This window comes from Ruegeria sp. YTSA144 (assembly GCF_059610125.1).
The window spans coordinates 101,926-115,816 of sequence record NZ_JBXWNA010000001.1 but is presented as its reverse complement, the minus strand read 5'-3'; the positions used below and the strand labels follow the sequence as shown (position 1 = coordinate 115,816).

General features: G+C 58.1%; 15 protein-coding genes and 1 tRNA gene. 8 read left to right on the top strand and 8 right to left on the bottom strand.

Annotated features, from left to right (window positions below):
• Positions 1 to 16: 16 nt before the first annotated feature.
• The 8 genes from proB to AC2FF8_RS00580 all read right to left on the bottom strand — a co-directional run bounded on the left by proB (position 17) and on the right by AC2FF8_RS00580 (position 6,175).
• On the bottom strand, positions 17 to 1,123 hold the full coding sequence (gene proB / locus AC2FF8_RS00615) for a glutamate 5-kinase (RefSeq protein WP_496878668.1): 1,107 nt from the start codon (positions 1,121 to 1,123) through the stop codon (positions 17 to 19).
• Positions 1,111 to 2,145 (bottom strand): GTPase ObgE, encoded by a 1,035-nt coding sequence (gene obgE, locus AC2FF8_RS00610; protein ID WP_496878667.1) that lies wholly within the window; start codon positions 2,143 to 2,145, stop codon positions 1,111 to 1,113. The genes proB and obgE overlap by 13 nt, the downstream gene beginning before the upstream one ends.
• A 38-nt stretch (positions 2,146 to 2,183) precedes the next feature.
• Positions 2,184 to 2,720, bottom strand: coding sequence for a GNAT family N-acetyltransferase (locus tag AC2FF8_RS00605; protein ID WP_152457964.1), 537 nt, complete (start codon positions 2,718 to 2,720; stop codon positions 2,184 to 2,186).
• Positions 2,717 to 3,325 (bottom strand): LysE family translocator, encoded by a 609-nt coding sequence (locus AC2FF8_RS00600; RefSeq protein ID WP_496878666.1) that lies wholly within the window; start codon positions 3,323 to 3,325, stop codon positions 2,717 to 2,719. Before AC2FF8_RS00600 ends, AC2FF8_RS00605 begins: the two co-directional genes overlap by 4 nt.
• 95 nt (positions 3,326 to 3,420) lie before the next feature.
• Positions 3,421 to 3,690 (bottom strand): 50S ribosomal protein L27, encoded by a 270-nt coding sequence (gene rpmA / locus AC2FF8_RS00595; protein ID WP_039535512.1) that lies wholly within the window; start codon positions 3,688 to 3,690, stop codon positions 3,421 to 3,423.
• An 11-nt stretch (positions 3,691 to 3,701) separates the two neighbouring features.
• Positions 3,702 to 4,313: a 50S ribosomal protein L21 gene (locus AC2FF8_RS00590; protein WP_152457962.1), complete on the bottom strand. Its 612-nt coding sequence runs from the start codon at positions 4,311 to 4,313 to the stop codon at positions 3,702 to 3,704.
• A 219-nt stretch (positions 4,314 to 4,532) separates the two neighbouring features.
• A complete protein-coding gene (locus AC2FF8_RS00585; protein ID WP_496878665.1) occupies positions 4,533 to 5,333 on the bottom strand; it encodes a DUF2059 domain-containing protein in 801 nt (266 codons plus the stop codon).
• On the bottom strand, positions 5,333 to 6,175 hold the full coding sequence (locus tag AC2FF8_RS00580) for a DUF2059 domain-containing protein (RefSeq protein WP_496878664.1): 843 nt from the start codon (positions 6,173 to 6,175) through the stop codon (positions 5,333 to 5,335). Before AC2FF8_RS00580 ends, AC2FF8_RS00585 begins: the two co-directional genes overlap by 1 nt.
• A 123-nt stretch (positions 6,176 to 6,298) precedes the next feature.
• On the opposite strand from AC2FF8_RS00580, the gene AC2FF8_RS00575 reads away from it, so the two are divergent.
• The 8 genes from AC2FF8_RS00575 to AC2FF8_RS00540 all read left to right on the top strand — a co-directional run bounded on the left by AC2FF8_RS00575 (position 6,299) and on the right by AC2FF8_RS00540 (position 13,877).
• Positions 6,299 to 6,388: transfer RNA gene (locus AC2FF8_RS00575), tRNA-Ser, on the top strand.
• A gap of 261 nt (positions 6,389 to 6,649) precedes the next feature.
• Positions 6,650 to 7,174 (top strand): hypothetical protein, encoded by a 525-nt coding sequence (locus tag AC2FF8_RS00570; RefSeq protein WP_496878663.1) that lies wholly within the window; start codon positions 6,650 to 6,652, stop codon positions 7,172 to 7,174.
• Between the two features lie 199 nt (positions 7,175 to 7,373).
• Entirely contained in the window at positions 7,374 to 8,402 is a 1,029-nt protein-coding gene (locus tag AC2FF8_RS00565; protein WP_496878662.1) for an alcohol dehydrogenase catalytic domain-containing protein, read from the top strand.
• A 75-nt stretch (positions 8,403 to 8,477) separates the two neighbouring features.
• Positions 8,478 to 9,353 (top strand): branched-chain amino acid ABC transporter permease, encoded by an 876-nt coding sequence (locus tag AC2FF8_RS00560; protein WP_496878661.1) that lies wholly within the window; start codon positions 8,478 to 8,480, stop codon positions 9,351 to 9,353.
• 3 nt (positions 9,354 to 9,356) lie between these two features.
• A complete protein-coding gene (locus AC2FF8_RS00555; protein WP_496873571.1) occupies positions 9,357 to 10,454 on the top strand; it encodes a branched-chain amino acid ABC transporter permease in 1,098 nt (365 codons plus the stop codon).
• Complete coding sequence (locus tag AC2FF8_RS00550; protein WP_496873572.1) at positions 10,451 to 11,215, top strand: ABC transporter ATP-binding protein; 765 nt, start codon at positions 10,451 to 10,453, stop codon at positions 11,213 to 11,215. Before AC2FF8_RS00555 ends, AC2FF8_RS00550 begins: the two co-directional genes overlap by 4 nt.
• The gene (locus tag AC2FF8_RS00545) at positions 11,212 to 11,985 is read left to right on the top strand and encodes an ABC transporter ATP-binding protein (protein ID WP_496878660.1); all 774 of its coding nucleotides are present in this window, start codon (positions 11,212 to 11,214) and stop codon (positions 11,983 to 11,985) included. Before AC2FF8_RS00550 ends, AC2FF8_RS00545 begins: the two co-directional genes overlap by 4 nt.
• A gap of 5 nt (positions 11,986 to 11,990) precedes the next feature.
• The gene (locus tag AC2FF8_RS00540; RefSeq protein WP_496878659.1) at positions 11,991 to 13,877 is read left to right on the top strand and encodes an AMP-dependent synthetase/ligase; all 1,887 of its coding nucleotides are present in this window, start codon (positions 11,991 to 11,993) and stop codon (positions 13,875 to 13,877) included.
• Positions 13,878 to 13,891: the final 14 nt, after the last annotated feature.

The following is a 13,891-nucleotide window of genomic DNA, read 5'->3' as shown; positions in this document are numbered from 1 at the left end:
TCGTCTTTTTCAGTATCTACAGGGCCAGATCATCCCGGTGGATCAAGGCCGCACGGCCGGGATATCCAAGGGTCGCCTCGATCTCGGACGACTTGCGCCCCTTGATCGCGTCAGCCTCCTGCGCGGTGTAACGGCTGATTCCCTGCGCCAGCCGGCGAGCTTTGGGGTCAAGGATCGCGACGGGGTCGCCGCGCCCGAAATCGCCGGTCACTTCGACAATACCTGCGGGCAACAGGCTTTTGCCATTTGCCAGCGCGTTGGCAGCCCCTTCATCGATGGTGATTTCGCCACGCGGTTTCATTGCTGAAATCCAGCGTTTGCGCGCAGCATGCGGGTCCAGCGTTGCGGTAAACCACGTCGAATTCGCTCCATCTTCCAGCGTTTTCAGAGGGTTCAGAACCGATCCTTCCGTGATCGCCATCGCACAACCGCCCGCGGTGGCCATCTTGGCGGCCAGCAGCTTTGTCTTCATTCCGCCCTTTGACAGGCCAGAGCCCGCATCGCCCGCCATGGCTTCGATCTCGGGCGTGATCATGTCGATCGTTTCGAAACGCGTGGCCGAGGCGTCCTCGTTGGGGTTGCCCGAATAGAAGCCATCGACATCTGACAGCAGGATCAACTGATCCGCCCCGACCGTTACCGCGATTTGCGCGGCCAGACGATCGTTGTCGCCATACCGGATCTCATCCGTTGCCACGGTGTCGTTTTCGTTGACGATCGGCACGACACCCAAGCCCAGCAGAGTTTCCAGGGTCGCCCGTGAATTCAGATAGCGGCGACGATCCTCGCTGTCTTCCAATGTCACCAAAACCTGAGCCGTGGTAATCCCATGAGGCGTCAATGCCTCTTCATATGCGCGCGCCAGACGAATTTGCCCGACGGCAGCGGCAGCTTGCGACTTTTCCAATGGCAATGTCGCCATGGACAGCCCCAAAACGCCGCGTCCCAGTGCAATAGATCCGGACGAGACAAGGATCACATCTGTCCCCTGCCCCTTGAGCCACGCGACATCCTGCGCCAACGAAAACAACCATTCATTGCGCAACTGGCCGGTTTCGCGATCAACCAGCAAAGCTGACCCGATTTTGACAACCAATCGGCGCGCAGAAGTCAGGGTTGCCAAGGCTGCGCCTCCTCAGCGGGTTTCTGACGAACACGATTGTCATCGATCTGGCCGCGCAACGCGCGCAGAACCTCGGTTACACCTTGATGAGCAACGCCGGACATCGTCATCACGGGGCCGCCAACGGCCTCTTCCAGTTCGGCTTTGGCCAGATCACGTTCTTCATCATCCAACGCATCAACCTTGTTCAGAACGGTGATCCGGGGTTGCTGGGCCAGTTCGCCGCCATAGGCCTCAAGCTCGTGAATAATCGTGCGGTAGTCATCGGCAACCGTTTCCGAGGTACCATCGACAAGATGCAGCAGCACGGCGCAGCGCTCGACATGACCAAGGAAGCGATCTCCGATCCCGCGCCCTTCATGGGCGCCTTCGATCAGGCCGGGGATGTCGGCCACCACGAATTCCACGTTGTCGACCCCCACGACACCCAGATTTGGGTGCAGCGTGGTAAACGGATAATCCGCGATCTTGGGCCGCGCGTTGGACGTGGCTGCAAGAAAGGTCGATTTGCCTGCATTCGGCATGCCCAGCAGTCCTACATCGGCGATCAGTTTCAGACGCAGCCAAATCGTACGGTCAATGCCTGCCTGCCCCGGATTTGCACGCCGGGGGGCCTGGTTGGTGGCCGATTTGAAGTGCAGGTTGCCGAAACCGCCATTGCCGCCCTTGGCCAGCAGAACGCGCTGGCCCACTTCGGTCAGATCGCAGATGACGGTTTCCTCGTCTTCGTCCAGAATCTCGGTGCCGACGGGCACGCGCAGGACAATGTCATCACCGTCCTTGCCGGTACGTTGCTGCCCCCTGCCCGGCTGGCCGTTCTTGGCAAAGAAATGCTGTTGATAGCGGAAGTCGATCAGGGTGTTCAGCCCGTCCACGACCTCGACCCAGACGGAACCGCCCTTACCGCCGTCCCCGCCATCAGGGCCGCCGTATTCGATGTACTTTTCGCGTCGGAAGCTGACGCAGCCGCTACCGCCGGCCCCGGACCGGATGTAGACCTTTGCAAGATCGAGAAATTTCATGGTCTGTCCCCTACTGCAAAGGCACCATCGGCCACAAGTCAGAGTTTTTTGCTGTACGTCCAGGTGGGCACATTCGCATCACGCGCTACCGAATAGCTTTCTGCATCGCCAAGATACTGGAACCCGCAATGAGTCAGGACCCGGGCCGAGGCCGGATTGTCCTGAAACACACTGGCAAACATCGTCGCGTTTTTCAGCGGGTTGGCATTTACCAGTGCTTCGACAGCCATAGAGGCAATGCCGGTATTCCAATAGATCGGCGCAACCCAATAGCCGACTTCGGACTGATTCCGATCCAGCCGTTTCAGCGTGATCAGACCAATCAGTTCCGGACCGCCGTCCTTGGTGGCATCCATGACCCAGACGTCCTCGTCCCGGTCCTCGGCCATCGAGCGCGTCACAAAGGCCTCGGTCGAGCCGGGGGCCAAAGGATGTGCGATACTGGTTGTCATACGTGCCACACGCTCATCGCCGGCATAGTGCTCGATCAGCCCCATATCCGACCGACGCAGAGGACGCAGATCGAACCGCTCGGTTTCTATGACCGGCTGATTTATTATTGTTTCAAGTTTCATGGGTGTGTTCCTCCTCCGAACAACACGAAAAGTACGGACGCAACCGTAAGGCCTGCCAATGTCCACATCAGATATTTTTCAACGGGTCGTCCTTCAACCGCGTGGGCAATTCTATCGCCCGCAAAAGTCCAGATCGGATGAAGGATCACCTGGCAAAACAACAAACACAGAGCAATCGTAACCGTCGCTTCGAAACTGGGGGTGCCCGCAGCCACGAACCCGGTGAACCCGGCAATGATCATGGCCCAGGCCTTGGGGTTGAGCGGATGAACAATCAGCCCGGCCAGAAAGCCGGGGGCGTTCCCCTCAGCCTGCTGTCGCGACAACCGCGTGTTGGCAATCTTCCACGCCAGCCAAAAAATATAGGCCGCTGACGCGTATTTAAGTACCGCAAACACCGCGGGCGCCTGATCCGCGAGATGCAGCAACCCAAAACCGACCGGCCAAATGATCAACTGCTTCCCAAGGATAACACCCCCGACAAAAGGCAACGCGGCGCGAAAGCCAAAACGCGCACCAGTACCCAGCAGGACCATGTTGGCCGGTCCCGGCGTGCCGACCTGGCTGGCGGCAAAAATCAGGAAACTGGTGGTTGCGACTGTCATCGGTTTGTTTGATCACGACTGCGTTAAAACGAAAAAGGGACCGGCACTTTGTGCCGGTCCCCCATGAATTTTTCTTAAACCTTCTGGGTTTCGGCTTACTCTGCGGCCTCCGCCACTGGCAGGACCGAAATGAAGGTGCGGTTTTTCAGTCCCTTGTGGAACTTCACGGCGCCATCGGTGGTTGCAAAGATGGTGTGATCCTTGCCCATACCGACGCCTTCGCCCGGCCAGAACTTGGTGCCGCGCTGACGCACGATGATGTTGCCTGCGATGGCAGCTTGGCCACCATACAGTTTCACGCCAAGGCGACGACCCGCTGAGTCGCGGCCGTTACGGGAGGAACCGCCAGCTTTTTTATGTGCCATTCTCTCTCTCCTTAGCCTTTGGCCAGCTCTTTGGCCTGCTCAACCCATTCGGGTTTCACTTTGACCGTTTCGATAGCAGCAATCTGCTCGTCCGACAAGGCGGCCAGAGCGGCAAAGCTCTCGATTCCGGCTTCGGCAAGCTTCTTGGCAGCGGCAGGGCCGACGCCGTTCAGCTTGGTCAGATCGTCCGCAGCAGCAGCGGCAGGTGCCTCTGCCTTGGCTTCGGCTTTCTTGGCAGGCTTTGCAGCAGGTGCCGCTTCGCCAGCCGGAGCCGAACCGGTTGCAGCCTTGATGCCCGACTTGTCAGCGCCCGACGACAGGATGTCGGTGATTTTGACCAGTGTCAGCTTCTGACGGTGGCCAACGGTACGCTTCGAGCTGTGCTTACGACGACGCTTGACGAACTTGATGACCTTGTCACCTTTGATCTGTTCGATCACTTCGGCCTGAACGCCTGCGCCTTCGATGAACGGTGCGCCAACGACCGGAGCGTCGCCACCCAGCATCAGAACATCGTTGAATTGAACTTTTTCACCTGCGTCGGCAGCCAGCTTTTCAACGCGGAGGATATCACCCGCCTGAACCTTGTACTGCTTGCCGCCAGTCTTGAGGACCGCAAACATGCGTCTTTCCTTTGTCTAACCGCGTTCTGTGGTCCCCTTACGGGAGTTTCCGGCTCCAAGACACTTGAAAGCCACCTCGAACAGCGCGCCCTTTTCGGGCTGTGTGAATGACCATCAGGACATCCCAAGGGTCAAATAATAACGATACCCGGCGCGGAATACCGGCCGGGATGCGCGCTTATCCATGGATCGCCGGGAAAAGTCAACACCAAAGCGTCGTCAGAGATCAGACGCCCTGAGCGTCTGTGCGATCGCCCGTCCCAACCGGAAAGATATATCGTTGAACATGCGGTCAAAGCCGTCGAACAGCGCCTCATTCAGGGCGCGCCCGGTTTCGGTTCTGGAAAACGCAATATTCTCGCGCATCTGGGTCTCGTCCAGAGGCCGATAGGCCATCAGAAGAAAAGAATAAAGCCACGCCTCGGTTTCAGCTGCGCGGCTCTCTTTCTGTGACAGAAGTTCGGCCAGCAATTCCTGATCGTCGCCTTGCGCGTCGATATCAAGACCCTGAAAGAAGCTGTAATCTGAACTCAGCGACCCCTGAACGTTCTTTTCGACAAGGTCATTGGCCTGGATGTACTCATCGACCAACTCGAACCGAGTCGAGTCGCGTTCAACGGACTCATAAGATTCTCGGGCCATGTCCTCGATGGCCTGGTCCGACATCGCCTGCCGGGCCGAGTTTTCCAGCGACACGATCGTCTGACCAAGGTCGCTTTCGAAAAACAGGATCGCCTGATCGAGCTGCGCAACTGAAAGACCTGCCTCAAAGGCATCCGTCAGGAATTGCTGCATCCAGACCGGGTCGTAGATATCTTTGACCTGCGCTTCAAAATATGCGCCGCCGGTATTGTCCAACAGCGTTTCGTCAAGTTCCTCGCGGTGCCCCTGCCCTTCCTGTACGAGAATTTCCATCACATGCGAAAGGTGCATGGCCTGCGCCAGCCGGTCGACCCTTTGATCGGCCAGCAATTGAGCGCCCCACAGAACAAACGCAATCGTCAGAAAAACGCGGTGCATCAAATATCCTGTGCGGGATGCAGCTCGGCCATTCGGGCCGCAAGAACTTCGAACCGCATGGCCATGATCTCGTATTGGATCGCGTTCAGCAATTCATACACTTCCTGCATCAGGGGTTGTTCCAGCGCCTCGACATACGAGTCGACATCCGCATCGGAAAAGTCCTGATAGGTATAAGCTGCGCCCGCAAGGCTGGACAGTTGCAGCGACTGGCGCATACCGGCTTCGTTCCGCTTCATCAGCGCACGCAATTCATCGGCATCCAGTTGCAGTTCGATGACACCTGATGCGCTGGCTGCCAGAAGAAAACGCACCTGAATTTCTTGCAGGGCCCGCACCGCGGTACCGGTCGAATCGATCGCGTTGTTCATGCGCTTGAAACTTTCGACCCGTTGCGATCCGTCCTTGATCAGGTCTGAAATGATTTTTTGACCTTCCAACTGCTTGGCTTCATCGTCCTCAAGCATATGCGAGGCGTTTTCGGCCTCGACCAGGCGCTGACCCAGGTCGGATGCATAAAAGTCTACCGCGTGCGTCAGCGCCTCATCACTCAGGGTTTGTTCCAGGATGGAAACCGCAGTCTCGTGCATGGCCCCAACATCAAAAACTTCGTCCGCCAGGCGGGCCCAGTCCGAGCCAAATCCCTCAGGGTCGATCCCCAGCATCTGTGGGGCGGACCTCGAGCTCAGCGCGATGCTGTCCAGGGCGACGTCAAACCCGGTTGTGGTCAGAAAGGCCTCTATCCGATCGCGGCTGGCGGCGGAAAGTTCCAAAGGGATCAGAACAAGCGCAAAGAGCGGGGCCAGAAACCAAAAGGCAGAGCGGCGTAGAAACTGTGTCATACCTATCAGACTAGGAGTTTTGCGCTGGCAGGCAACGGAAAATCCCCGGTTTCGCAAAATCCCGAATTTTCTGCTTGCACCCCTGCCCGTTCCTCACTAAATCCCCCCCTCACAGACCCCCGCGGAGAGGTGCCGGAGTGGTCGAACGGGGCGGTCTCGAAAACCGTTGTGGGTGCAAGCCCACCCAGGGTTCGAATCCCTGTCTCTCCGCCACTTTTCCAATGCTGGCTCAATGCTGCCTTTTGGGTTCACGATAAACGCCTGAAAATTGGTTGCGCCTGCGGTCCTTTCCCGGCGGATCGCTGCCAAAACAGGGCGCGTCACCTTTGTGCAGGCGTGTTCTTGCCGCGTTTCCAGGGGCAATGAGCATAGCCCGGCTTATACTCTATTCTGCTGAGAATTATTGGGAATTCCCCTTTGTACCTGAGTTATTTTTGGCGCATCCCGGCGACACATTTTCCAAAGGAGACACACATGTCGCGTACTCTCATTCTTGCCATCGTCATCGCCGCAATTGGCGCTGGCGGGTATTTCTATCTGAATCAACCCGAACCCACACCCGCTGAGCGTTTGGAAACGGCGGCAGAAGAAGCCGCCGAAGCGGTGACAGACGCGGCTTCATCCGCACAGGACGCTGCCTCTGACGCTGTTGATGCCGCGACCGAACAAGCCGCCGAAGCAGCTTCGTCGTTGGCGGATCAGGCAAGCGAAGCGGCGTCATCGGTTGCGGATCAGGCCTCTGACACCGCCCAGGAGGCCAGCGATCAGGTGGCCGCGCTGGCCGGTCAGGGGCAGGAGTTGCTGAACTCATGGATTCAGGAAGGCAAGCTGGACCCGACCAACTTCGACTATGATGGCATTATGGCATCCCTTCAGGACAGCACTCTGGCCACCGATCTGAAGGATCAGGCGATCAAGACTGTGAATGATATCAGGGACTCGCCTGAAACGATTGTTCAGAAAATTCAGGAACTGACCAACCTGCTGACCCAACAGTAGAGTTTTGAAGGCCGATCCACGGGTCGGCCTTTGCCCCAGAGCGCATCTGCGCTGCCCCTACGTTAGGGCGTCGTTGAATTGACCTCCTTCGCGGCTTTTGATTGGCTGTGCCTGACAAACAGCCTGCACCTTGCCCGTACTATCGGGGGCTTTCCAGATATGGTGCGCGCTGTGCTTTAGCCATTTCAAGGATGACCCGATGACCGACCTGCCCCAGACTATGTTCGCCGCAATCCTGAAGCATGACGGGTATTCCGGCACGGCCACCGGACCGGCCATTGAAAACGCCGCCGACTGGTTGGAAGAAGCCGAAGTTCCCACGCCGGAACCCGGCCCGGGTCAGGTGCTGATCCGGTTGCGCGCGGCTTCGGTCAATCCGTCAGATCTGCATTTCATCAAGGGTGAATACGGGCAGCCGAGGGTCAAGGGATCCCCCGCCGGCTTTGAAGGATGCGGAGACGTCGTGGCCGCCGGCAAGGGCGCCGAAGCCCTGCAAGGGCAACGCGTCGCGTTTGTTGCCGCCGGATCGGGGGCCTGGGCGGAATATGTCGTTACGCAGATGCAGATGTGCATCCCGCTGCGCCCTGATATCTCGGACGATGATGGGGCTGCTCAGATCGTCAATCCAATGACGGCGATGGCCATGGTGGATATGGCCAAGGCTGATGGCGATGCCTTTGTCGTATCAGCCGCGACCAGCCAATTGGGCAAGCTGATGTGCAGCCTTGGCCGCGACCTGGGGTTGAAGCCGATCGCTTTGGTGCGCCGGGCCGAGACGACAGGGATGTTGAAAGACATTGGCGCGGCCGAAGTGCTGGTGACAACCGATGAAGACGTTGTCGCCAAGTTTGCGGATCTGAGCGCGCAGCTGAAACCGCGCGTGTTTCTGGATGCCGTGACGGACCGGTTGTCTGAACAACTGTTCTGCGCCATGCCCAACCGGGCGCGCTGGATCAGTTATGGCAAGCTGTCTACCGAGGCGCCGACGCTGACGCAGACCGGTCAACTGATCTTCATGAGCAAGCGGATCGAAGGCTTCTGGCTGACAAACTGGATGATGTCGACCCCGCCCGCCGATCAGATGCGCGTCGTGGCCGAGGTTCAGGCCCGGTTTGCCGACGGGCGCTGGAAAACGGATGTTTCGGAACATCTTAGGCTGAAAAATCTTGTGCCAAATCTGGCGGATGCGCTGAAAAAGAGTGACGGCAAGGTGATTATCACGCCATAGTAGAACAAACCCGCGTCACCGCAGGATACGCGCGGGCAGAACGCGACACCGGCAAACCGGTCGAGGGAGGACAGTTTGGATAACGCACAGCTGCTGATCAGCGGACTGGCAAACGGGTGTGTCTATGGCCTGATCGCGCTTGGCTTTGTTCTGATCTACAAGGCGACCGAAGCGGTAAATTTCGCGCAGGGCGATTTCATGATGCTGGGGGCCTTTGTCACCATCGGCCTGACCAATACCGAGTACATGGGTCTGCCGTTCTGGCTGGCCCTGCCGATATCACTGGGGATCATGGGGGCATTGGGATATCTTCTGGATCGCCTGATCATCCGTCGCCTGTTTGGCGAAAGTCAGACAGCCGTTGTTATCCTGACCATCGCCCTGGGCTTTGTGATCCGTTTCGTGGCCGGATTGATCTGGGGGCACGAACCGCAAACACTGCAAAACCCGCTGGCGGGGAAAGATCTGCGCTTTGGCGGCCTTGTGCTGGGGCTGGAGGATGTCGCCGTGATCGTCGTGACCATCCTGCTGACATGGGGCCTTTACGCCTTTTTCAAACGCTCCAAACTTGGGCTGGCGATGCAGGGGGCGTCGCAAAACCAGCTGGCAGCGTATTACATGGGCGTACCTGTCAAGCGGGTTCAGGGGTTCATCTGGGCGCTGGCCGGTGTCGTTGCGGGGATTGCGGGCATTCTGTTCGCCGCCAAGGGCGCGGTGGATCCGACAACCGGATTGCTGGGCATCAAGGCATTTGCCGCCGCCGTTATCGGAGGTTTCGGAAGCCTGCCCGGTGCGTTGGCCGGTGGACTTATCGTCGGCGTGATCGAACCTTTTGCCAGCCGCTATATCGCGGCGGGTTACAGCCAGATCGCGCCATACGCCCTGCTGCTTGCCGTGCTGATCTTTCGCCCCAACGGGTTGTTCAGTCAGGTTCGGGTCAAAAAGGTCTGAGCCATGCGGATCGTCTTCAAAACCGACTACATGCAGGATATCCGCCCGTGGAAAGACCGCTATCAGCTTGTCCTGTATCTGATCCTTCTGACGGTTGTTGCCGTAGCCCCCTGGTGGCTTGACGAGTTCTATCTGGGTGAACTGACCAACGTCCTGATCTGGGCCATTGCCGGGTTGGGCCTGATGATCCTGACCGGGCATACAGGGCAAGTCAGTCTGGGCCACGCGGCCTTTCTGGCCTTTGGCTGCTATGCCAACGTCGCCCTGATAGAAGCCGGGGTGCCCTTTCTGGTTGCTTTCCCGCTGGCGGGCATTCTGACCGGGATAGCGGGCGTGACGGTCGCGATCCCTGCCCTGCGCCTGCATGGCATCTATCTGGCCATCTTCACCATGGCGCTTTCGATCCTGATGGACGACATCATCGTTCTGTCCGAACCCATCACCGGCGGTGTTGCGGGCAAGTATGTCGGCGGGGTCGAAATCTTCGGCCATCTGGTAGACCGCTGGGGAACGCCCGATCAGTTCTTCTGGCTGGTCCTGACCGTCGCCGTTCTGGTCACACTGGGATATATCAACCTGCTGCGCGCGCCTTTGGGCCGCAGCTTCATCGCTGTGCGCGACTCTGAGGTTTCGGCCCAGGCGATGGGAATCGATATCGCGCGGACAAAGATGATCTCTTTCGCCTTGTCCTGCGCGGTGACGGGCTGGGCCGGGGCGCTGATGGGGTTGTTCGCCGGAGCGTTCAACAACGAAACCTTCAGTGTTCTGATCTCGATCCAATTGTTGATGATGATCGTGATCGGTGGGCTTGGGTCGATCCACGGCGCGTTTCTGGGCGCGATCGTGATCGGGTTCCTGCCGCAGTTTCTGTCGATCTCAAAAGAATATGCCGGCGCTCTGTTCGGTGGCAGTACGGTGGCCATTCCGGGATTGGAGTTCGGCATCTTCGGCATGATCCTGATTGCCTTCATCCTGTTCGAACCCATGGGCATCTATGGCCGCTGGCTGAAAATCCGCACCTGGTTCGAGCTGTTCCCCTTCTATCGAAAGGACATGTTCAAACGGCAGAAGTCTTATCTCAAGACGGAGCGTCTGAGATGAGCTTGCTGGAGTTCGAAAATGTCACCCTCAAGTTCGGCGGCCTGACGGCGGTGGATGACCTGTCATTCGATGTTCGGGAAGGTGAGGTTTTCGCCATCGTCGGTCCAAACGGTGCGGGCAAGTCCACTGTTTTCAACCTGATTTCCCGGTTCTACGATCCCGTTGACGGGGCGATCCGGTTTGACGGGCATGATCTGCTTCAGGTCAAATCGTCCGGCGTCGCCGCCTATGGCGTGGCGCGGACCTTTCAGAACATCGAGCTGTTCGAACACGCCACCGTTCTGCAAAACCTGCTGGTCGGGCGGCACCGCCACCGCAGGACAAACCTGATTTCCGAGATTCTGTTCACCCCGTCCGCAAAGCAACAGGAACTGGAAAACCGCGAGAAAGTGGAACGGATCATCGACTTTCTCGACCTGCAAGCCTATCGCGACAAGATGATATCCGGGCTGCCCTACGGCGTACGCAAAGTGGTTGAAGTTGCTCGCGCTTTGGCAACCGACCCCAAATTGCTGCTACTGGATGAGCCGGCCTCGGGGTTGTCCGTCGAAGAGACAACGGACATGCGTTGGTGGATCGATGATATCCGACGGCAGATGGGCATCACCGTTTTGATGGTAGAACATGACATGGGCCTGGTCTCGGGCGTGTCAGACCGGGTTCTGGCCATGGCAGATGGTGCCAAACTGGCGCTTGGAACCCCGGCCGAAGTTCAATCGCACCCGGCGGTGATCGAAGCTTATCTGGGGAAAGCCTCATGAGCGCGCCAATCCTGAAAATCCGAAATGTCGAAAGCTTCTACGGCCCGATAATGGCCATTCGTGGCGTTTCTCTGGATGTTCACGAAGGTGCGATTGTCTCGATCCTTGGCGCAAACGGTGCCGGCAAGACGACGTTGATGAAAACCGTCTCGGGTGTGATGGACCCGGAAAAAGGCACGATCACCTTTGATGGAGACGACATTCAGGGGGCCGAGCCGCATACCGTCGTCCAGCGCGGGATTGTGCATGTGCCCGAAGGGCGCGAGGTGTTTCCCCTGCTCACCGTCGATGAAAACCTGAGCCTCGGCGCGTATACGCGATCGGACAAGGCGCAGATCGACCAGGATCGCGAGCTGGTTTTCAGTTACTTTCCCGTTCTGAAAGATCGCCGCACGCAAGAGGCCGGCACCCTGTCAGGTGGGCAGCAACAGATGCTGGCAATCGGACGTGGGCTGATGGCCCGCCCCCGCATCATGCTGCTGGATGAACCGTCACTGGGTCTGTCACCGCTTTTGGTGCAGGAAATATTCGCCATTCTGAAACGTCTGAACGAAGAACAGCATATGACAATGCTGCTGGTCGAACAGAACGCCAATGCTGCATTGGAACTGGCGCATCATGGTTACGTGATGGAGGTTGGACGCATCGTCATGGACGGCGCTGCGGATACGTTGCTGAAGTCCGAGGACATCCAGAACTTCTATCTAGGCGTGCGGGAAGAAGGCGCGCGCGAAAACCGCCGTTGGAAGCGCAAGAAGACGTGGAGGTAAGCAAGATGGATGCGACGCCCCTCGCCCCGCAGATCAGGATCAACGGCATTGAGCTTAATGCAACACCCGGACAACGCCCGTTGCGCGTGGATGGGTGCACCACCATCAGTGCGCTGTTTCAAAGCCGTTGTGCGGAAATGGGGGATCGAACGGCCCATCGTGAAAAGGACTTGGGCATCTGGAAGTCATATTCCTGGGCCGACTACTGGCAGCACGCCAAATGGATCGGGCTTGCCCTGCGAAAGCTGGGTTTGAAGCGCGGAGACGTTGTTTCGATCCTGTCCGAGGACCGCAAGGAATGGATGTGGTTCGACATGGGCATTCAGTGCGTCGGGGGCATTTCTTCTGGCGTCTACACCACGGATTCCGCCAATCAGCTGCAATATCTGGTCAACGACAGTGGCAGCAAGTTCCTGATCGTCGAGGACGAAGAGCATCTGGACAAGTTTCTGGAAGTCGAAAATCAAGTTCCGGATCTGGTCAAGGTGATCATTCTGGAGGGCGAGGGCTTGCATGACCTGACCCATCCACGCTGCATGATGGTCGACGATCTTTACGCTTTGGGCCAGCAGGCCGAACAGGAAGATCCGGAACGGTTCGAAGCCGAAATCGCACAGGCCAAACCTCAGGACACAGCTTTGCTCGTTTACACATCCGGCACCACCGGCCAACCCAAGGGTGCGATGTTGAGCCATGAAAACATCCTGGCCGGCATCGAGGCCGGTGCCTGGTCACTGCCAACACAGGCCAGTGACGAACAGCTGTGTTTTCTGCCGCTCTGCCACATTCTGGAACGCGACGTGTCTGTCTATTACCCTCTGGCCGCCCGCTGCACCGTGAATTTCGCGGAAAGCCCCGAGACGGTGTTTGCAAATCTGCAAGAGGTCTCGCCCTCGACCTTCACGGCAGTGCCGAGAGTTTGGGAAAAGATCCATGCGCAGGTGCAAATCCTGGCGCAGGATGCAACGGCGCTGGGTCGAATGGCATACGGTCTTGCCCTGAAGGCCGGCGCGCGCCGGGCCGAATACGTGAGTTCGGGAAAACCCGTTCCCGCCGCCATCGCGGCCCGGTTCTGGTTCTGGGATCAGTTGGTTCTGAAGAATTTGCGTCGGATGCTGGGCTTGGACAAGCTGCGCCGGGGTGGCACGGGTGCCGCGCCTATCTCGGCGGATTTGTTGAAATGGTACTGGGCCATCGGAGTGCCGATCGTCGAGGGCTTCGGCATGACCGAAACGTCCGGCCTTGCCACACTCAACACCGTGGAAAGCAACAAGATCGGAACCATCGGCAAGGTCGTCCCGGGGTGCGATATCCGTATCTCGGACGAAGGTGAAATTCAGCTCAAGGGCATGAACATCTTTCAGGGCTATTGGCGCAACAACGCCAAGACGGCGGAAAGCTTTACCGCCGACGGCTGGCTGCGCACCGGCGATATGGGGCATATCGACGAGGACGGTTTTGTCACCATCACCGGCAGGTTGAAAGACATCATCATCACCGCCGGCGGCAAGAACATCACCCCGGCCGAAATCGAAAGCCGGCTGAAGTTCAGCCATTACATCTCGGACGCGGTGATCATCGGCGACCGGCGCAAATACCTCACGGCGCTGATCATGATCGATCAGGAAAATGTCGAGAAATATGCGCAGGACCAGAAAATCCCGTTCTCGAACTTTGCTTCGCTCTGCGCCGCGGCCGAGGTGCGCGAACTGATCGGCGCCGAAGTGGCCGCGGTGAACAAGGAATTCGCACGGGTCGAACAGATCAAGGGTTTTCGCCTGATCGACGTTCTGCTGACCGCCGAGGATGACGAGCTTACCGCCACGATGAAGCTGAAACGCGGCCTGGTCGAAAAGAAACACGGACATCTGATTGAAGACATGTACACTTAGCCAAAGAATTTTCG